Below are 20,034 nucleotides of genomic sequence, written 5' to 3'. Positions count from 1 at the left end.
TGTCCGGCCGTCACGACGCCTTGCGGACGGACCAGCCGCCGAGCATTCGATCGAGTGTTGCGTTGATGTAGAGGCCGTTCGAGAGGTGAACGCGAAGACCGGCCGCGGCTGGGTGATGGGCCCAGAGCGGGAACAGAGCTTGCGCTACAGCCACCGTTCCGAAGGAGAGGATCGCCAGCACCATGAGCGTCCATTCAAGACGCCCCGGCGCAAGCGGTGCGGGAAGCACGCTTGCGGTTAGCCACTCGGCCAAGGTCTGCAGTGCGAAGTAGCCAGCCGCCGCCGCGACTGAGTACAGGGCCGTCTTACGTGTTAGAACCCGCGGCGCGGCGTCTGCCAGCCCCTGCGCCAGCAGATAGGCGACGCCAAAAATCAGGATTGCACCCAGCGCCAGAGATTGCGGCGACTTATGGTGGAACCCAAACATCATGCCGAAGGCCGCGCCGATCGCGGCATAGATCGCGATCGCCGCGAGGAAGGCCCACCCGACTGCCGCACCGTCGGGGATCGCCACCGGCCCTGGCCGCCGGATCGCGGCGACCTGGTCGACCGCGCCGCCCGAGGCGAGGAACGCGTGAGCTTTGTAAAACGAATGAGCCACGATATGCAGCAATGCCAGCGAAAACAGTCCCAATCCGCATTGCAAAGTCATGAAGCCCATCTGTGCCACCGTCGACCAGGCGAGTGACGTTTTGACCGCCGGCTGCGTCAGCATCACAAGCGCCCCGAAGAGCGCCGTGAAACCACCAAGCATAGCCAACGCGGCCAGCGTTCCGGGCGACAGCAACATCACGTCTGCGAAGCGAATGAGCAGGAAACCGCCGCCATTGATGACACCGGCATGCAGCAGGGCCGACACTGGCGTCGGCGCCTCCATCACCTCGGTAAGCCAGCCATGGGTCGGAAACTGCGCCGACTTCAGCAAGGCCGCCAGCGCGATCAAAACTGTTGCAAAAACAGCCAGCGACGAACCATCGCCTTCTCTCGCGGCGGCATTGATCGCCGCTATATCGGTTGTGCCATAGACGAATGTTAGGAGAACGGCGGCGATGATAAGGCTTGCCGCCCCTAGCCGGGTAAAAATGAGCTTCTTGCGCGCGGCGCGGCGCGCGGCGACCCGATCGGGATAGAAGAGCAACAGCCTGTGCAGGCAGAGACTGGTCGCGATCCACCCCGACACAAGCTGGGCGAGATTGCCCGCCTGAACGAGCAGCAGCACGGCGGCAAGGGTGGCGCACAGCCAGCCTGTGAACGCGCTCGCGCGCGCCTCGCCATCGAGATAGGTCCGAGCATAGCGCACAACGATCCAGCCGACGAACGCGACGAGCAGCAGCATCGAGGCGCTGACGGCGTCAAGGCGCACTGACAAGCCGATCCCGGCCATCCCGATGAGCGGGCTTTCGCCCGGACCGCTAAGGATAAGAATACCGAGCGAGCCAAACGCGGACGCTAACGCCAGAAGCGCAGCGATCTCGGCGAAGCCGGGGGCTAGTCGAGAGCGGCGTCCTGGCGAAACGAAGGATGCGATCGTGGAAACCACAAGAGCCAGCGGCGCAATGAGCGGAAGCAGATAATATGGCAAGGCAATCCCCAATGAAGGTTGTCATCACGAATGGGGTATCAGCCGCAATGCGGCGAATAAAATGCATTGTTTGTGCTATATCGTTCGCTATAATCGAACGTTATGAGCACGTTCAATTACAACCATCTGCGGTATTTTTGGGCGGTCGCCCACGACGGGAATCTGACACGCACGGCAGAGCGACTGAACCTCACGCAATCAGCATTGTCGGTGCAAATTCGCAAACTCGAAGCGCGATTTGGCCATGCTTTGTTCGAACGGCGCGGTCGACAGCTTCATCTGACAGAAGCTGGACGGATCGCGCTGGACCACGCCGATGCGATTTTCGCTGCGGGCGAAGAATTGATCGGCACTTTGCGTAACACGGGCGAGGTGCGGCGCGTTCTCAGGGTTGGCGCGCTGGCTACGCTTTCTCGCAATTTCCAAATGGCGTTTTTGAAACCCTTAATAGGGCGAAACGATATTGAGTTTGTTTTGCGGTCAGGCAGCAGCAGCGAGCTTCTTCAATCGCTCGAAGCGCTCAGTCTTGATGTTGTGCTTGTTAACCAGGCGCCTGCACGCGATGAACTAACACGCTTTGTCGCTCATCGCCTCGCTGAACAGCCTGTGAGCTTGATAGGAACAAGAGCTCGGCTTGGCAAAATTAGGAAAGACGACTTAGCCGAGAGGCTAAACTCACATCCGATCATCCTGCCGACGATGGATAGCAGCGTAAAGATCGGCTTTGATGCGCTTGTAGCTCGCCTGGGCATCCGTCCGCAAATCGTGGCAGAGGTAGAAGATATGGCGATGATGCGGCTTTTGGCGCGCGAAGATGTCGGCCTTGCCGTGCTTCCGCCGATCGTGGTGAAGGACGAGCTGGAATCTGGTGTTCTGGTCGAGGCCGACAGGTTGCCGGGCATAGCCGAAACCTTTTATGCCGTGACGATTGCGAGAAAATTTCCAAATCCGGTCCTAGGGTTATTGTTGGAAGGAAATTTGCTGACGCGTTAGGCCATACGGTCTCTCCAATGGCCCCAACTCGAGCATACACTACGATTGTTCTTTCGATACTGCTTTAGCATTGCAATCAGGCTGAAACTCCAGCGCAACAGGCGGTGTTGGCGATGTGCATGGCGACGGCCTCGGCGGCGCGCCCGGCATCGCCGTCGCGGAGCGCCGTGACGATCAGGCGGTGCTCGGCGATCGAACTGCGCATGCGCGCCGGGTCGGTGACCGCGATCGGCTGCATCTGCGTGGAATGGATGCGGTCGCGATTGGCGTCGTAGAGATCGACCAGCATCCGGTTGGGGCAGGCAGACACAATGATGCCGTGGAATTCGAAATCGGCCTCGGCGTTGCCGAGCAGGTCGCCGGCGGCCCAGCTCCGCTCCATCTGGTCGGTCAGGCGCGTCAGTTCATCGATCTGGCCAGCCGTGAGGACCGCTGCGCTGAGCCGGACGATCTGGCTTTCCAGCATGATGCGCGTCTCGAAGACGTCTTTCACCGAATAGTCTCTGTGGCGCCATGAGATCATGGTGCGCCCGCTGGACGACATTTCGGCCACGAACGTTCCGCGCCCCGGCTGGGTGACGATGAGGCCGATCGCCTCGAGCGTCAGCAGCGCCTCACGCAACGAAGCGCGGCTGAGCTTCAGCCTCACTGCCAGCTCGCGCTGAGACGGGATCTTCTGGCCCGGCCCCAGGCTCCCGTCGAGGATCATGGTTTGAATCTGCTTAGCCGCGGCATGGGTCACGGGGGTTCGATTGAGCACGGCCTGCACCTTCCTATTCCCTGACGGGGGCATCGTGACTTGACGCAGTCCGATCGGATCGCGCCGCATCGTTTTCCCTTCTTAGCATCCGGTGTGCGTTATGCGATCCGTTCCGCTGTCGATCGCTCCGCTTGCACCGCCCATCGATTTGTGATTGCATGGTAACTGGTCAGACCGGTCTAACCAGTTTTCTTACGGGAGGAAATCAAATGCAAGTCACAACTTTGCTGCGTCGGTTGCGCTGGGCGGGAGCGGCGGCGCTGGTGGTTTTCGCCGCATCGGCGCAAGGCGCGGAACTCAACGTCGGCGCCAATGTCGGCAACGTGCCGTGGGAATTCCAGGACGCCAGCGGCAAGATCGTCGGCTTCGAGGTCGACCTCATGACCGAGGTCGGCAAGCGCCTCGGCTCGGAGGTCAAGTTCACGAACATTCCGTTCGCGGGGCTTTTCGCGGCCGTGCAGTCCGGCCAGATCGACGCGGCCGTGTCGTCAATCACGATTACGCCGAAGCGCTTGCAATCGGTCAGCTTCGCCCAGCCCTACTACGACAGCGACCAGTCGCTGACGGTGAAGGCCGACAGCGGTATCACCGGCCTGGCGGGAATGGCGGGCAAGACGGTCGGTGTCGACACCGGCTCCACCGGCGACATCTGGGTCACAGCCCACATGGCGGAAACCAAGATCGCCAGCGTCAGCAAATACGAGGGCTTGCAGCCGGCCATGCTCGACCTCTCCGCCGGCCGCATTGACGGCTACATTTCCGACATTCCGGCGCTGCTCTACTACGTGAAGGACAAGCCGCAGTTCAAGGTGGTGGAGCGCATCAAGACGGGCGAGCAGTATTCGGTCATGTTCGCCAAGGACGCGCCGCTGGCCGCAAAGGTGAACGACGCCATCAGCGCCATGAAGAAGGACGGCACGATGGCCTCGATCTACAAGGCCTGGTTCGGCGCCGACCCGGAGAGCGGGCTGGCGACCGTCACCGTCATGGACATGCCGAAGCCCTGACCAACGCGGCCGCGCCGGTGCGCCCCGCGCGTCGGCACGGGACGCCGGAGCGCGCGCCCGCATGTCCGTCTTCGACACCTTCCTGAACCCCCGCGTCTTCGTGGAAACGCTGCCGCTCATCCTGAGCGGCCTGGCCACCACGCTTACGCTCGGCTTCACCTGCATCGTCATCGGCTTCCTCGCCGGCATCGCCGTCGCCATCTGCCGGCTCTATGCCGCGAGCCCGGTGCAGTGGGTGACCATCGCCTTCATCGACGTCTTTCGCTCGCTGCCGGTGCTGGTGCTGCTGTTCGTCATCTACTACGCGCTGCCCTTCGCCGGCGTCCGGCTGTCGTCGTTCGTGGCGGCGGCCAGCGCGATCTCGCTGGTGTCTGCCGCCTATTCGGCCGAGATCATCCGCGCCGGCATCGAGGCGGTGCCGCGCGGCCAGTTCGAGGCGGCGCGGGCGCTCGGTCTGCATTTCGTCCTGACGCTGCGCAAGGTGGTGTTGCCGCAGGCGATCCGCACCGTGCTGCCGCCGCTGACCTCCAACGCCATCAACGTCATGAAGGACACCGCGCTGGCCTCGGTCGTGGCGATGCCGGACCTGCTCAAACAGGCCAACCAGGCGCAGGCACTCGCCGCCAATCCAACCCCGCTGATCGCCGCCGCGGCGATCTATCTTCTCATACTGCTGCCGCTCGTCCGTGTCGTCGGCGTGCTGGAGCACAAGCTTTCGAGGACCCGCCATGCCGCTTGATCTCGACCATGTCCGCAACCAGTTCCCCGCGCTCGGCAGCGGCTGGGCCTATTTCGACAACGCCGGCGGCTCGCAGGCCCTGAAGTCGGTGGCGGACCGGATATCAGACTACCTGCTGACTACCAACGTGCAGACCGGCGCCAGCTACGAGACGTCCAGACACGCCACCGAACGGCTGGCCGAGGCGCGGGCGCGCATCGCGCTCTTGTTCAACGCACGACGCGCCGAAGAAGTGGTGTTCGGCGCCTCGACGACGATGCTGCTCAGGCTTCTCGCCACCGCCATGGCCGGCAGCCTCGCCCCCGGCGATGAGATCGTGGTGACGGAGTTCGACCACGAATCAAACATTGGCCCCTGGGTCGGCCTGCGGGAGCGCGGCGTCGTCGTAAAATTCTGGCCGCTGAACAAGCAAACGCTGAAGCCAGACCTCGCCGACCTGGAGGCGCTGATGGGGCCGCGCACCAAACTGGTTTGCGTGACCCACGCTTCCAACATCCTGGGCACGATCAACCCGATCCGCGAGATCGCCGATCTGGTCCATCGGTACGGCGCGCGCATCTGCGTCGACGGCGTGGCGCTCGCCCCTCACCGGGCTATCGACGTGCAGGCGCTTGATTGCGACTATTACGTCTTCTCGCTCTACAAGACCTACGGGCCGCACCTGGCGGTGCTGTATGGAAAGTACGACCACCTGCTCGAACTCGACGGCCTCTATCACTATTTCTACGGCCGCGACAAAGTGCCGATGAAGCTAGAGCCGGGCAACCCGGCTTATGAGCTTGCCTGGGGCAGCGCGGCCATCGTCGACTATCTGGAAGAGTTGGGTGGAACATCGGGACGGGCGTCGGTGGAGGCGGCTTTCGAGGCCGTCACCCAACAGGAGATGGCGCTGGCCGAGCACTTGCTCGCCTATTTGCGCGGCCGCAACACTGTCCGCGTCCTCGGCGACAGCCGTTCCGATGGCACGGTGCGCGTGCCGACCATCTCCTTCCTCCTCGAAGGCGCAGACCCGCTTGCCCTGATCGCCGCGACCGACGCACGCCACATCGGCATCCGCCACGGCGACTTCCATTCGCGACGGCTGGTGGAGTCGCTCGGCCTGCCGGCGCAGAACATCGTGCGCGCTTCGCTCGTCCACTATAACACGCTTGGAGAGGTGGACCGTTTCATCGACGTACTGGACCGGGCTACTTAGGCCACCTGCTATGACCGATGCGCCCACACGTTCTTCTCGGCAATCTGCATCGCAGCAGCCGTTGTCTTTTCGCTTCGGTCAATGAAGTCCTGACCCCCGGATGAACCCTTACACACTTGGCTCGAAGGCTTATAATGCGTTCTGGAGCTATTCGCGCCATTTATGCCAGCAACAATCTTTCGCGACGGACTGGCAATCACGCCGGAAACCTGCGCAAAAGCCAACAAAGATAGGCCAGACGAAAAACCACCGGACAACTGCGACTCTAATCTTAATGTGGAGCTGGACTACGCCAAATCGCCAATTGCTGGCTGCATAAAACACGGTCTCCGACCAGAATCTCGACCCCGTCGGGACAGATCCATTCGACCCCGCCGTAGTTGAACGCGAATGTCAGTCCGTCTCTGCGTCTCAGCCGCACGTGATCCGGCAGGGAACAGGTATCTAAGGCAGCGGACGTCGCGACCGCAGACAGGACGGACTGCGTCAACTCCCCATCCGGCCAACAAGCCAGCAGAAAGGACCGGCCGTTTGAGACGAGCGCCGGCAAGCCGTCATCAAATCGAGCGATGATCTCACCTTTTGCTTCCAGATGATCGCGCCAACGAATAGCGTGGCCGCTGACCGCGCCGGAGACGCGATGGCGCACGTTCGGGCGCAGGGACGAAGCCTCGATTGTCCGGGTGCCGGTGAGGTCTGCCAGCGGTCCCGGAGGAAGGTTGTCGGGGATGGCAAAGCTTGAAGTTCGCGATCCCGTGCGCGGGCCGAAAAGCAGAATTCCCGAAGCTTTGGCGAAGGCTTCGGTTGCGGCATCCGACACGATCGGCATCGATGGCACTAGCACGAGCCCGTAGCCTTGCAGCGATGCGCCCGGCGCCACGAAGTCGATGTCAAGGCCAAGTCTGCGCGCGGCTTCGTACCACCGAAAAACCAGTTCGTGGTAGCAGAAGTCCCGGCCCTGCGGCTGGATGCGCGTCACCCAGGAGGCCTGATAGTCGTAGACGATCGCCACCTGTGCGCGCGAGGCCGCACCAAGCGGCCCCACGACTTGCAACTCCGTTGAAACCGCTTCGGCTTCCCGGCCACCCTGGGACAGTTCGTGCAATCCGGGCAGGTTAAGGCCGGCATGGTTCTGCTCCTGCCCGAATGGCGCCTGTCGCCAGCGGAAGTAACTGACCACTTCCGCGCCGTGCGCAAACGCTTCCCAGGTCCAGAGGCGGACCATTCCAGGCTTCGGCACCGGGTTCCAGGATGCCCAGTTCACGGGACCAGGCTGCTGCTCCATGACCCAGAAGCGATCCTGGCCCACGCCCCGATAGAGGTCGTGATGGAACGGCGCAATGTCCGGGTGCGACGTCTCGGCCCAACGCCCGCGCTCTTGTTCAGAAAAGGGAAAACGCTCAACGAAGCCTATAGGGTAGGAATCCCAAGACGCCAGGTCTAGGTGGCGGCCCAGCTGCCAGTGGTCGAATTCGTTGAAGAAACCCATGAAGTTGTGCGTGACCCAACGTCCTGGAGAAAAGCGGCGGATGATATCGCACTGCATCCGGTCGTATGCGTTGACCTCCTCGGACTTGAACCGCCAGAAGTCCAGTCGCGCCGCCGGATTTGTCTCGGTGACGGCAAGTATGGGTAGCGATACCTCGTCGAAACTTTGGACCTCCATCGACCAGAATACGTTGCCCCAGGCCTCGTTGAGCTGGTCGGTCGTCTGGTAGTGCCGTCGCAACCACTTGCGAAAGGCTTTCAGGTCCTCGGGGCCCCACGAAAGCACGGTATCGTGGCATCCGTATTCGTTGTCCGTCTGCCAGCCGACGAGACCGGGATGCTCGCCGAAATGAGTGGCGATCGCTTCAACAATCGAACGGCTTTCACGCCACCAGCTCTCGGACGAAAACGTGTAGTGCCGGCGCGAACCGAAGCCGCGGACGCGGCCCTGCTCGTCGACAGGCGCAATGTCCGGATATTCGTCCATCAGCCATTTGGGCGGAGTCGCCGTCGGCGTGCCCAGCACGATCTTCAGACCCGCCCCGGCCAGCGTGTCCATGGCGCGCTCCAGCCAGGCAAAATCATAAGCGCCTCGCTTTGGTTCGAGCCTGGACCAGGCGAACTCGCCGATGCGTACGTAGGATATGCCAAGAGCGCGCATGCGGCGCGCGTCTTCGGCCCACCAGGCCTCCGGCCAGTGCTCTGGATAATAGCAGACGCCAAGCATTATCGCGTCAGGTCTCCATTGAGGATCGCCTCGCCCGCGTCATCGAAAAGATGGCAGGCAGCTGCGGGAATTCCGACCTTGAGCGACGATCCGATCTTGCTGCTCATCAACCCGTCGGCCTTGATCGTAAGCTCGGTTCCGTCGGCAAGCGTCAGGTAGAACATGGTTTCCGAGCCGAGATATTCGGCAAGGCGCACCTTGCCTTCCAGGCTCACCGAGCTCGATCCACCGATGGTCAGGTGTTCGGGACGCACTCCGAGCACCGCCGGCGGGCGCGTCGCCGCCGCCGAGCCGGCCACGTCGAGCGTCAATGCCACGCCGCCGGGGAGGTCGACGGCCAGCCGCGGCCCCACCCGCTCCGCCGATACCTTTATGAAATTCATCTTGGGCGAGCCGATGAAGCCGGCCACGAACATGTTTCGCGGCCGGTGGTAGAGCTCCAGGGGCGAGCCTGCCTGCTCGATGCGCCCAGCGCTCAGAACCACGATCTGGTCAGCCATGGTCATCGCCTCGACCTGGTCGTGCGTGACGTAGATCATGGTGACGCCGAGGTCCTGATGCAGCTTGGTGATCTCGGTTCGCATCTGCACGCGTAACGCGGCGTCGAGATTGGACAGTGGCTCGTCGAAGAGAAACACTTTCGGATCGCGCACGATGGCGCGACCGATGGCGACACGCTGCCGCTGCCCGCCCGACAATTGCGACGGCTTGCGCTGCAGCAGCGGCTCAAGTTGCAGCATGGCCGCCGCCCTGGCGGTGCGCCGCTCGATCTCGGCCTTCGGATGGCCCGTCATCCGCAGGCCAAACCCGACATTCTCGGCGACCGTCATATGCGGGTATAGTGCATAGGACTGGAACACCATGGCCACGCCCCGGTCGGACGGTCCGACATTGGTCATGTCGGCGCCTCCGATCCGCATAGTCCCGGACGAAATCTCCTCGAGCCCCGCGATCGAGCGCAGGAGCGTCGACTTTCCGCATCCCGAGGGGCCGACGAACACGCAGAATTCCCCGTCGGCAATCTCCAGATCGACGCCCTTGATGACGGCGACGTTGCCGAACTGCTTCTTCACCTCGCTCAGTATGACACCGGCCATGGTTCAGGCTCCTAAACGGGTTCGATTTCGAGGATGACGCCACTCTCGGGTCGTAGCATCGGTAGCGCCAGGCCGGCATGGCGCAACGTGTCCAGGCTGAAATCGCTTTCTCCGGCCAGAAGCGCCTGCTGCCCGGCGGATAAACGAACGAAGGCGGGCGCCGCGGGATGAACTGCTGCGATGCGCCAGCGTCGGGCTGTTGCCTGAGGCACGGCAACCTGCAGCGGCGGTGGCTGCTCCGCCAGCATCGTCGGCCCCTGCGCGACGAAAAGCGCGATTCGGTCCGGCAGTGCCGCGCCCCAGACATAGCGTCCGTCGACCGGATTGCCGGCGAAGGACGCCCTCGACGCGTGCAGCAGCGGCCGCAGACGCTTGTGCAGCGCGATCCACTGAGCCAACTCGCGGCGCTTGTCGGGCGCGAGCGTCAGTGGATCGAGTTCGACGCCGAGATGATAGGCCAGCGCCACGACGGCGCGGAAGGCGAGCGAATGGCGGCGCCCCGTCTGATGGTTCGGCGAGCCGGATATGTGGGCGCCCAGGATCGAGGGCGGAAAGAAATGCGTGGCGCCGCGCTGAATCTCCAGCCGTTCCAGGGCATCGGTGCAATCCGACGTCCAGATGCGGTGTGTATGTCGCAGCACGCCATAGTTGGCGCGGCCGCCACCCGAGGCGCAGCTCTCGATCTCGACCGCGGGATGGCGCTTGCGCACGCGGTCCATCAGCGCGTGCACTGCGCGCGTCTGGCTTGCCGTCACGGCTCGTCCGTCGAAGCCGCCTGCATTGGTCAAGTCACGGTTCATATCCCATTTGACGTAGGAGATGCGGTGCGCCCCAAGCATCGCGTCGATCCGGTCGAACAGGTAGTCGCTGACCTCCTGGCGCGTCAGGTCGAGCACCAGCTGTTGACGCGAGAGAGGGCGCGGCCTGCCGGCGATCCCCAGCGCCCAATCCGGATGCGCCCGATAGAGGTCGGAATCGGGACTGACCATCTCGGGCTCGAACCACAGGCCGAATTCCATGCCGAGTCCGATGACGTGGTCGATCAGTGGCTCGAGTCCCGAGGGATACTTCCTGTGGTCGACGCTCCAGTCTCCGAGCGAGGACGTGTCGTCGTCGCGTCGGCCGAACCAGCCGTCGTCGAGGACGAAGCGCTCGACGCCAAGCTCGGCCGCAACCTCGGCCTGCGCCTTGAGGGCGTCCAGCCGATGATCGAAATAGGAGCCTTCCCAGGTGTTGAGCGTGACGGGGCGAGGCGGCGCCTTGGCGTCGGGCCAATCCAGTATCGCTTCGTCTACGACAGCGCGCAATCTCGAGGCTGCGCAGGCGACCCCGTCGAAAGATGCGGTGAGATATGCCTGCGGGCTATGGTAGCTTTGCCCGGCCTCCAGCAATACCTCGCCCGGCTCGAACAGCTCTCCGCCATGCACGAGGCGGCGGCCGTCATCGATGAGATCGACGGCGAGCTGGTGGTTGCCGCTGGCGCCGACATGGATGGCGTATGTGGTTCGTCCGGTCGTCAGAAAAAGACCCGGGAACCGGTCGTGCGAGGTACGGCCGCGCCTGCTCTCCTGCATCCACAGGCTGCGGCCGAGAGGCTCGGACGAAAGGCGGAACTCCCGCCCCCACATACCGGACAAGCTCGTCAGCACTGCCGGGCCGTCGCCCACCGCCATGGTCGCGGCCATGCACCGGTCTAGTGTGTATGTTTCGGTTCCGTGGTTGGTAACGGTGACCGCGGTGGCGACGACGCCGCAGTCGTGGATAGCAAGCTCGAAGGCAACGGCGATCGCGGCAACCCGGTCGAGACCGCGAAGCACCACGCCCATTGTCGTGTGCTCGACCTGCCAGTCCTGGAAATTCAGCAGGAAGTCACGGCCGTTGCGATGCCCGGCCAGCGCCGGCCAGCCGAAGAAGCCAAGGCCGCCGACAGGCAACAGCACCGCGCTCGGCACCGACACGTCCATGCCGTTGATACGGCTCGCGCGCTCGGCGGAAAGAGAGATTTCTTCACCGGGGCACCCGGGGCCAAAATACACCATCTCGGGCATGCCCTCGTCCTGCAGTGCAAGGACAAGCGATAGCCGTTCGTTTCCGATCGAGACGAGGCGTCTCATCCCTTGGTGGCTCCGAGAGTAAGGCCGGCGATGAAATGTCGCTGCATCAGGAAGAACATGATCACGGGCGGCAGGGCGGCGACGATGGCGCCCGCCGACACCAGATGCCAGGCGGCGACCCATTGACCGTTGAGAGAATAAAGGCCGGCCGTCACGGGCATGGCGTTCTGGCTCTGCACCAAGACGGTTGCCCAAAAATAATCGTTCCACACGAAGGTGAAGATCAGGACCGCGAGCGCGGCGATGGCTGGTCGCATCAATGGCAGCACCACATGCCGAAAGATCTTCCATTCCGATACGCCCTCGACGCGCGCCGATTCGATCAGGGCGAAGGGAAGGCCCTTGATGAAGTTGCGCATGAACAGCGTACAGAAGCCGATCTGGAAGGCGACATGGAACAGGACCAGCCCCAGCGTGGTGTCGTAAAGGCCGATCTTGAGCGTCATGTCGCGGACGGGCACCATCAATATCTGAAAAGGAATGAAATTACCCGCCACGAAGAGAAAGAAGATCAGAAGGTTGGCCCGGAACTTGTAGACCGCGAGCGCGAAGCCGGTCAGGCAGGAAAGAGCGACCGCGCCGACAACCGTGGGGATGGTGACCTTGAAGGAATTGAGAATGTACCAGCCGATAGGCGAGTCCCTGAAGACGGCGGTGTAGTTCTCCACCCCTGCAAAGCCGGATGGGATGCCAAAATAGTTGCCCGCGGCCAGATCGCCGGCGGGACGAACGGAGGTGACCGCCACTCCGATCAGTGGTAGCAGCCAGACCGCCAGGGCCACCGGAAGACCGACCTGGTAGCCGACCCTTACCCACGGCCGAGCCTTTTGAACGGGTGTCGGAAACATTACGTGTTCCTCTCCTGCCTCAGCATCCGGAAGATGAAAAACGTGATGAAGATCATCATGATGGCAAATAAGACGACCGCTATCGCCGCGCCGTAGCCCATCCGGTAGCCGTATTCCGACAAAGCCTCCTCGTACATGTAGAAGGACAGGACGCGGCTCGAGCCATAGGGACCGCCGTCCGTCATGATCGACACCAGGTCGAACGAACGCAGCGCGCCGATGACCGTCACCACGACCGCGATGAAAGTGGCTGGCCTGAGTTGCGGGATGACGATGTTCCACAGCATCGACCACCCCTTGGCGCCGTCCATGCGCGCCGCCTCGACCTGTTCGGGATTGATGTTGTTCAAGCCGGTCAGGTAGAGGATCATGCAGTACGCGATCTGCGGCCAGAGACCGGCGGCAATGATGCCAAAGGTGACGAAGCGCTCGTCGCCGAGAATTGCGATCTGCTGGCCGGTGATGTCTTCGATCAGCTTGGAAAAGAGACCGAAGTTTGGCGCGTAAAACCACGTGAAGATCAGGCCGACGACCACCTGGCTGATCACGAACGGAAAGAAGAAGAGCGACTTGTAGAGGCGGATACCGGTGACGGTCTGGTTCAGGAAAAGGGCAACGCCGAGACCGGCCGGCACGGCAAGAAGATACAAGACCAGCCAAAGAATGTTGTTGTAGAGCGACGTGTAGAAGGCGTCGTCACTCAGAAGCTCCCGATAGTTGGCGACACCGATCCAGGTGGCAGCCGACAATCCGTCCCACTCGTAGAAGCTTATCCAGATCGACCGGAAGATCGGAACTACGACGTATACCGCAAAGAACAGGAGCCCGGGGGCCAGAAAAAGCCAAGGGGCCAGACGTTTGCGCCAGCCCTTTGCGGCCCTGGCGAATGAATGTTGATATACGCTCATGGCGCCTACCGTTGCGATACCGGTTGAAAAAGGAGCCGGGCAAGGGAGAGAGATGCCCGGCTCCCGCCGATCAGGCGCTATTTGTAGATTTTTTGTCGCGCCTTCTCGAGACGATCCAGGATGGCGTCAATCTTGTCGGGCTTGACCATGAACTCCTGGAAGCCTTCCATTCCGGCCTTTGCCATTTCGGCCGGCGCGTCGCGGTCATAGAACTGCGCCAGACCGTGCGCGTTTGACAGCATGATAAAACCGGCTTCAAGGAACGGATCGCTCGGTTTCGCCGACGTGTTGTTGACCGGAAGCTGGCCAAGAATGTCGTTCATTTTGGTCTGAGCGCCCGGCGAGGCCAGGAAGGCCAGGAATTTCCGGGCGTCGTCCTTGTTCTTGGCACCTGAGGGAATATGAAAGGTATCGGTCGGCGCGTCTTCCGCCATCGGCAGTCCGGCCGTTATCTCGGGGAACTGCAGGAAGCCGATCTGGTCTTCTTTCAAGCCGCCGTCCTTCATCGGCGCAACCGCGAAATTGCCCATGAGATACATTGCCGCCTTGCCCTGTACGAATTGCGGGATTGCGTCCTGCCAGTCGAGCGCGGCGTGATTCTCCAGGAAATAACCCGGCTTCACCAACTCAGCCCACTTCGCGAAGACTGCCTTCACCTTGGGATCGGTGTAGGGCACCTTGCCGGCGGTCAGGTCCATGTGGAACTCATAGCCGTTGACGCGCAGGTCCAGATAGTCGAACCACCCGCCGGTCGGCCACAGGGCCTTGGTGCCGATGGCGAAAGGCGTGATGCCGTCCGCCTTCAGCTTGGCGCATGCCGCCATCAGCTCTTCCCAGTTCTTTGGAGGCGTTATGCCTTCTTTGGCAAAGACATCCTTCCGGTAGTAGATGCCCCACTGATAGTAAGTGTAGGGGACGCCCCACTTCTTGCCGTCGATGGTCAAGGCCGAGGCGGCGGACTTCAACTGGTCGTCCAGCCCATTGGCGGTCCAGACGTCGGTGACGTCCTCGAACAGCCCGGCCTTGACGAAGGGCGCCATTCGGTTGCCGGCGTACCAGGCCGCGACGTCGGGCGGATCGGCGGTCAGGAAGTTACGGATTGCCGCCTTGTAGCCTTCGTGGTCGAAATTGTTCCATTTCACTGTAACGCCGGGATTGGCTTTTTCGAAATCTGCAATCAACTGCTCCATTGCCTTCTTCGGCGCTGGATCTGACTGGTCCGAATTCAGCACGATCTCGCCGGCGACCGCCGGCGCGCAAGTCATGGCGACGCCGAGCACCAGCCCAGCCAAGCTTTTCAAGCTGTTCATGTTGTTCCTCCCTTGAAGCGGCGACTGTTTCAGACGCCGCCAGCCTCACGCGTCATTTTGGCGACGTAGCGTGAGCGGCTTGAATCTGACCGTGAATGCCGTAAGCTTCTACCGAGTTTTTTGAGCATTCTTCCGGTTTTCTAAGGTAGGCCCGGCGTCGAGATGCGGTCTCCTCAAGACGAAAGCGTTCCGGCGCATCCGGAACTGAATCCGGCACATCCGCTGGTGGTGTTCGGCGATCACAGATTTTGCGCTGGGTCGAGCGATCGTGTGATGCGCATGCCTGGCCCCCACATGCACAGCCAGATCGAATTCAACTTCGTGCTCGACGGCCGTATGACCTACTGGTTCGACGGACGTGAACTGACGGTGTCTGCCGGCCGTCTGGTGCTGTTTTGGGGCATGATCCCGCATCAGGTCATCGAACTCGACGAGCCGACGCATTTTGTCTGCCTCTATGTTCCGATGTCGGTTTTTTTGGGCTTGCCGAGCCTCAGCAGCTTTCGCGAGGCGGTGTTTCGTGGAGCCATGATCGAGGCGCTCGATATCAAAAGCTACGACCATGATATTTTCAGGCGCTGGCGAGACGAGCTCCTTTCGAGGGACACCGCGCTGGAGCAGATCGTGCGCGACGAATTGACAGCCCGTGTTCGCCGCCTTGATCGGGAAGGGTGGCGCGATCTGAGACAGGTGGGCGAGGCCATGAATGTGGCTCACCACGGCGACGGCGAAAGGATAGTCCACGTCGAACGTATGGCCCGCTTCATTAGCGAGAACGCGTTGGAGGCCATCACAGTCGAGCATGTTGCGCGCTCAGTTAATCTACATACCAACTACGCGATGACTATCTACAAGCGCGCAGTCGGCCTGACGATCAACCAGTCGATCGTGCGCCAGCGGCTCGATACGGCGCAGTCCTTGCTGATCGCAACCGACATGCCGATCGCAAATGTTGCATTTGAGTCGGGTTTCGGGTCCCTTTCACGCTTCTACGAAGCTTTTGCGCAGCGTTTTGGCAGCCAGCCGGGAGCTTTCCGGCGGCGTCTGGCGCAAGCCTCAAGGCAAATCGATACTGGCCGGTCGAATTTCTCCCGCAAATAGATTGTCGAACGCACTGGCGAGCGATTGGAATCGTAGCACTCCTCAGACTACGCCGTTCCGCAAACCGTAGATCATCACACGTCATATCAGATTGACGCCACACCCTCATTAATCAACATTCGCGGCGCTTAGATTGAAGCTCTTGAGGGAAAAAACTTTGTGAGCCGGATGTCGGCCGTCCTTGCATGACCCTCCATGCCTTCCAGCCGCGAAATTCGCGCCGTGGCCTCCGCCAAGGGGCGTGCTGCGGCACGGGTTGCCCGTTGCCACGTCACGGTTTTCATGAACTTGTGCACCGACAGCCCACCAGTGTAGCGCGCGGCCCCGGAGGTGGGCAGGACATGGTTGGGGCCCGATGTTTTGTCCCCGAAGGCCACCGTGGTCTCCTCGCCGAGAAAGAGCGACCCATATGCGCGCAGGCGATTGAGCCACCAGTCGAGATCGTCGGCCTGGACATGCAAATGCTCGGGCGCGTAGTCATCTGCGACTGTAGCCATCTCCTCAGCGTCCGCGCATAGGATGATTTCAGCGAAATCGGCCCATGCCGCCCGGGCGCTGTCTCGGTTCGGTTGGGGTAGCGCCTCGATCAGCTCGGGCACGAGGGTCATCACGCGCGCGGCAAGCGCCGCATCTGAAGAAACGAGCCAGACCGGCGAATTCCAGCCGTGCTCGGCCTGCCCAATCAGATCCGCGGCGACCAGTTCGGCGTCGGCTGTCGTGTCGGCGATCACCATGCTGTCCGTCGGACCGGCGACCATGTCGATACCGATCTGGCCAAATAGGATGCGCTTAGCCTCCGCGACATATTGGTTGCCCGGGCCGACGAGAATATCAGCCTTCCTGACGCCGAACAGGCCGTTCGCGATTGCGGCGACGCCCTGCACGCCGCCCATATTCAGGATGATATCGGCGCCGCACAGATCCATCGTGTAGACAATCGCAGCCGGGATCCCAACACCCGGGCGCGGCGGTGAACAAGCGGCAATATGGGACACGCCCGCAACCTTCGCCGTGGTGATCGTCATGATCGCGCTCGCCACGTGACTATAGCGGCCGCCTGGGACATAGCAGCCCGCTGAAGAAACCGGGATTTGCTTCTGCCCCGCCGTCAAACCCGGCAGGATTTCCACCGCGAAATCCGTGGCGGTTGCTAGCTGCGCCTCGGCGAAGCGGCGGACATTGTCATGGGCGAAGTGGATATCGGCCTTTAGCTGATCTGGCAGGAAGGCCGCTGCCGCCTTACGCTGTTCTTGCGAAATAACGATTTCGCCGTCCCATTTATCGAACTCCTTGGCGTAGCAGCGTGCGGCTGCTTCGCCATTGATCTTGATCTCCGACAATATTTTCTGGACAGCGGCGCTAACGTCAGATTGATCCGCTTCCGCCGTTCGCGCGGCTCTTTTAAGATATTTCATAGGGGTTTGGCTTTCCGGTTACATCCTGCCCTTCCAGGGCACGAGACGTCGTTCAAGGAACCGCATCAAAAGGTCGAAGGCAAAAGCGATGATGGCGATAATGAAGATGCCCAGGATAACGACCGGCGTCTGCAGGAACTGGCTCGCGGACAGCACCATGTAGCCGAGGCCCTTGGTGGCAGCGACCATCTCTGCGGCGACGAGTGTGGTCCAACCGAAACCGATACCGATCCTCATAGCGGTCAGTATCTCTGGCAATGCAGACGGCAGAATGACGTAGCGCATCACCTGCCAGCGCGTCGCTCCGAAGGAATAGGCTGCGTGGATCTGCTCGATCGCCGCGGAACGCACGCCAGAGCGGGCGCCGAGCACGACCGGTGCGAACACTGATAGAAAAATCAGCAGCACCTTCGACATTTCGCCAATGCCGAACCAGATGATCATCAGTGGGAGGTAGGCCAGCGGCGGGATCGGCCGGTAAAACTCGATAGGAGGGTCGAAGATGCCACGCACCACCGGGCTCATTCCCATCGCAAGCCCGAGCGGTAGGCCGATCGCGCAGGCCAGCAAGAACGCGCCGAACACGCGCGCGGTCGATATAAGCACATGCTCAACGAACGGCGTGCCGGTGAAGCCGCTGTTCCAGATCTCGAAGAATTTCCTGACAATCGAGACTGGCGAGGGTACGAACAGCGGTCTGACCCAGCCCATTTCCGTGACCAGCCACCAGACGGCGAAGAAAAAAGCGATCGACAAGGCCGAGAGCCAAAGTGTATTACCTTGCCCGGGCACCCCGTAAATTTCTCCGGGCTTTGTGGGGCGCGCTCGCGAAATCCTTCCAAACATCCCTTTGGCGATCGGCGATTCCAGATCGGCTTGTTCGCTCATGTCGCCACCGCCTCCTCGTCTGCGAAAATGATCTTCAGAACCTGTTCACGCAAATTGATGAACTCCGGCGAAGCTTTGACACCCCTTGCAGGAGAGCCGGCAAGAAATTGCCGGGAAAAGGGCAGGTCGAATGCATGGGTTATGCGCCCTGGCCGTGGCGACATCACGATCAGTTTGGTCCCCATAAAAAGGGCCTCCTCGACGCTGTGGGTGATGAAGAAGACTGATTTGTTGGACTCATTCCAGATGCTGAGGATTAACTCCTGCGCCTTCTCGCGCGTGAGAGCGTCGAGCGCGCCCAAAGGCTCGTCCATGAGAAGGATTTTCGGATCGCAAGTCAGCGCGCGCGCGATTCCCACGCGTTGCTGCATGCCGCCAGATAGCTTGTAGACTGGCGATTTCTGAAAGCCATCCAGTCCGAGGAGTTCGATAAAGCGGTTGGCCGTCTCATAGCGGGCGGCCAAGGCTACACCCTGGACCTGAAGGCCGAAGGCAACGTTGTCCAGGACGTCAAACCAAGGCAATAAGGCATGCTTTTGGAAAACGACCGCGCGGTCCGCGCCTGGTCCTCTCACGGGCGCGTCATCAAGCGTCAATCGTCCCGATGTGGGGGCGAGAAAGCCCGCAATCAGGTTAAGCAAGGTCGATTTGCCACAGCCCGATGCGCCGAGCGCGACAACAAATTCGCTGTCACCGATCTCCAGCATGATCTTGCTGAGCGCAGCGACCGGTGGTCGTCCGTCGGACGCGGGATAGACTACAGAGACGTCGTCGATGTTCAGGCGCAATGGCTCCTCCCAGGTCAGCGCGCCGTCCCGCCCGGTGTGGCCGGGCGGGACAGTCGGACTATTTAGCTGCTTCTTGCGCTATCGTGCTGGTGACAAACTTTGAATAGTCGTCTGCGGTAGCGTCGATCCGACCTGCGGATTTGAGGAAATCGGCCGTCGCCTTGAGTGCCATCGGCGCATTACCCAGCCATTTGGCAGTCACCTGCTCCTGCAACGGGATGAAGGTGTAGCCTTTCAGTATATCGGGAATCTGTTCGGCAGTGGCTCCGGTCACGCTGGCAATCTGCTTGACTTTCTCGTTTTCCGGCGTCCAAGCAGCGGGGTCTTTGAGATAGGCCATGTTTGCCGCGTTCATCGCCTTCGCGAACGCGACAACCTCCTTCTCGTGCGAGGCGAGGAAGTCCGAGTTGACCGTCCAGGCGTTGAACGTCGGATATCCCCACTCAGCCGTATCCTTGGCCGAGACGATGCGCTTTCCCGTCTTGAGGATCTCGGTCTGCGCCGGTGGCCAAATAAAGGCTGCGTCGATCGTGCCCTGGCCCCAGGCTGCCGCGATCTGATCGGGCTTCATCGTCATCACGGTCACATCGCCGGGCTGCAAACCAGCATGAGCTATCGCGCCCATCAGCGAGAAGTGAGCGGTCGAGCCGACCGGAACCGCCAGGCGCTTGCCCTTGATGTCGGCCAGCGTCTCGATCCCCGAACCATTGCGCGCGATCAGGCTCTCGGAATCGCCGATCGCGTAGGAGAACATGAACATCTTCAAATCGACGCCCTGTGTGGCCGCGATCGCGAGAGGCGAGGAGCCGAGCTCGGCCACCTTCACATCGCCCGACGCCATCGCCGCGATGACATCGGTTCCCGAATCGAAGACGCGCCAGTCGATCGTCCAGCCGGTGGCCTTCTCAAAATCGTGCTGAGCGCGGGCGGCGTTCATGGGCGTCGGATCGCTGAAAGTAGCGATCGTCAGGGTTTCCGCCTGAACCAAACTCGAAGATACCATGATCGCGGTCGTTGCCAGCAGGATCGTCTTCCCGAAAATCGATGTCATTGTCATTCCTCCATTGTTGGTAT

General features: G+C 61.5%; 17 protein-coding genes. 5 read left to right on the top strand and 12 right to left on the bottom strand.

What is annotated here, in order from left to right:
• Positions 1 to 10: 10 nt before the first annotated feature.
• A complete protein-coding gene (locus tag QFZ88_RS27950; protein ID WP_139116432.1) occupies positions 11 to 1,582 on the bottom strand; it encodes a proton-conducting transporter membrane subunit in 1,572 nt (523 codons plus the stop codon).
• A gap of 102 nt (positions 1,583 to 1,684) precedes the next feature.
• Between QFZ88_RS27950 and QFZ88_RS27945 the strand changes: the two genes are divergently transcribed.
• Complete coding sequence (locus QFZ88_RS27945) at positions 1,685 to 2,575, top strand: LysR family transcriptional regulator (protein ID WP_065996825.1); 891 nt, start codon at positions 1,685 to 1,687, stop codon at positions 2,573 to 2,575.
• 76 nt (positions 2,576 to 2,651) lie between these two features.
• Here QFZ88_RS27945 and QFZ88_RS27940 read toward each other — a convergent pair whose 3' ends face one another.
• On the bottom strand, positions 2,652 to 3,368 hold the full coding sequence (locus tag QFZ88_RS27940; protein ID WP_210271221.1) for a FadR/GntR family transcriptional regulator: 717 nt from the start codon (positions 3,366 to 3,368) through the stop codon (positions 2,652 to 2,654).
• Between the two features lie 176 nt (positions 3,369 to 3,544).
• Between QFZ88_RS27940 and QFZ88_RS27935 the strand changes: the two genes are divergently transcribed.
• The 3 genes from QFZ88_RS27935 to QFZ88_RS27925 all read left to right on the top strand — a co-directional run bounded on the left by QFZ88_RS27935 (position 3,545) and on the right by QFZ88_RS27925 (position 6,276).
• Positions 3,545 to 4,342 carry a transporter substrate-binding domain-containing protein gene (locus QFZ88_RS27935; RefSeq protein WP_065996826.1) on the top strand — a complete coding sequence of 266 codons (798 nt, stop codon included), beginning with the start codon at positions 3,545 to 3,547 and terminating at the stop codon, positions 4,340 to 4,342.
• Between the two features lie 61 nt (positions 4,343 to 4,403).
• Complete coding sequence (locus tag QFZ88_RS27930) at positions 4,404 to 5,081, top strand: amino acid ABC transporter permease (RefSeq protein WP_065996827.1); 678 nt, start codon at positions 4,404 to 4,406, stop codon at positions 5,079 to 5,081.
• Complete coding sequence (locus QFZ88_RS27925; protein ID WP_065996828.1) at positions 5,071 to 6,276, top strand: cysteine desulfurase-like protein; 1,206 nt, start codon at positions 5,071 to 5,073, stop codon at positions 6,274 to 6,276. Before QFZ88_RS27930 ends, QFZ88_RS27925 begins: the two co-directional genes overlap by 11 nt.
• 271 nt (positions 6,277 to 6,547) lie before the next feature.
• Here QFZ88_RS27925 and QFZ88_RS27920 read toward each other — a convergent pair whose 3' ends face one another.
• The 6 genes from QFZ88_RS27920 to QFZ88_RS27895 form a co-directional block, all read right to left on the bottom strand.
• A complete protein-coding gene (locus QFZ88_RS27920) occupies positions 6,548 to 8,491 on the bottom strand; it encodes a beta-galactosidase (RefSeq protein WP_065996829.1) in 1,944 nt (647 codons plus the stop codon).
• Positions 8,491 to 9,588, bottom strand: a complete 1,098-nt coding sequence (locus QFZ88_RS27915; RefSeq protein WP_065996830.1) for an ABC transporter ATP-binding protein — start codon at positions 9,586 to 9,588, stop codon at positions 8,491 to 8,493. Before QFZ88_RS27915 ends, QFZ88_RS27920 begins: the two co-directional genes overlap by 1 nt.
• 11 nt (positions 9,589 to 9,599) lie before the next feature.
• Positions 9,600 to 11,702, bottom strand: coding sequence for an alpha-galactosidase (locus QFZ88_RS27910; RefSeq protein WP_065996831.1), 2,103 nt, complete (start codon positions 11,700 to 11,702; stop codon positions 9,600 to 9,602).
• On the bottom strand, positions 11,699 to 12,550 hold the full coding sequence (locus QFZ88_RS27905) for a carbohydrate ABC transporter permease (RefSeq protein WP_065996832.1): 852 nt from the start codon (positions 12,548 to 12,550) through the stop codon (positions 11,699 to 11,701). Before QFZ88_RS27905 ends, QFZ88_RS27910 begins: the two co-directional genes overlap by 4 nt.
• Entirely contained in the window at positions 12,550 to 13,458 is a 909-nt protein-coding gene (locus tag QFZ88_RS27900; protein ID WP_083237633.1) for a carbohydrate ABC transporter permease, read from the bottom strand. The genes QFZ88_RS27905 and QFZ88_RS27900 overlap by 1 nt, the downstream gene beginning before the upstream one ends.
• 77 nt (positions 13,459 to 13,535) lie before the next feature.
• A complete protein-coding gene (locus QFZ88_RS27895; protein ID WP_065996833.1) occupies positions 13,536 to 14,768 on the bottom strand; it encodes an ABC transporter substrate-binding protein in 1,233 nt (410 codons plus the stop codon).
• 162 nt (positions 14,769 to 14,930) lie between these two features.
• Here QFZ88_RS27895 and QFZ88_RS27890 point away from each other — a divergent pair, with 162 nt between their 5' ends.
• Positions 14,931 to 15,869, top strand: coding sequence for a helix-turn-helix domain-containing protein (locus tag QFZ88_RS27890; RefSeq protein WP_083237634.1), 939 nt, complete (start codon positions 14,931 to 14,933; stop codon positions 15,867 to 15,869).
• 128 nt (positions 15,870 to 15,997) lie between these two features.
• On the opposite strand, the gene hisD is transcribed toward QFZ88_RS27890, so the two are convergent.
• The 4 genes from hisD to tauA are packed head-to-tail and all read right to left on the bottom strand — an operon-like array spanning position 15,998 to position 20,011.
• Complete coding sequence (gene hisD, locus QFZ88_RS27885) at positions 15,998 to 17,284, bottom strand: histidinol dehydrogenase (RefSeq protein WP_065996834.1); 1,287 nt, start codon at positions 17,282 to 17,284, stop codon at positions 15,998 to 16,000.
• A gap of 18 nt (positions 17,285 to 17,302) precedes the next feature.
• Positions 17,303 to 18,130 (bottom strand): ABC transporter permease subunit, encoded by an 828-nt coding sequence (locus QFZ88_RS27880; RefSeq protein ID WP_210184644.1) that lies wholly within the window; start codon positions 18,128 to 18,130, stop codon positions 17,303 to 17,305.
• A gap of 38 nt (positions 18,131 to 18,168) precedes the next feature.
• Positions 18,169 to 18,960, bottom strand: a complete 792-nt coding sequence (locus tag QFZ88_RS27875) for a taurine ABC transporter ATP-binding protein (protein WP_065996836.1) — start codon at positions 18,958 to 18,960, stop codon at positions 18,169 to 18,171.
• A gap of 58 nt (positions 18,961 to 19,018) precedes the next feature.
• Positions 19,019 to 20,011 carry a taurine ABC transporter substrate-binding protein gene (tauA, locus tag QFZ88_RS27870; RefSeq protein WP_065996837.1) on the bottom strand — a complete coding sequence of 331 codons (993 nt, stop codon included), beginning with the start codon at positions 20,009 to 20,011 and terminating at the stop codon, positions 19,019 to 19,021.
• Between the last annotated feature and the right edge of the window lie 23 nt (positions 20,012 to 20,034).

Source organism: Mesorhizobium sp. YL-MeA3-2017 (assembly GCF_030814575.1).
GTDB lineage: Bacteria > Pseudomonadota > Alphaproteobacteria > Rhizobiales > Rhizobiaceae > Mesorhizobium > Mesorhizobium terrae.
This window is presented reverse-complemented; position numbering and strand designations above follow the sequence as displayed.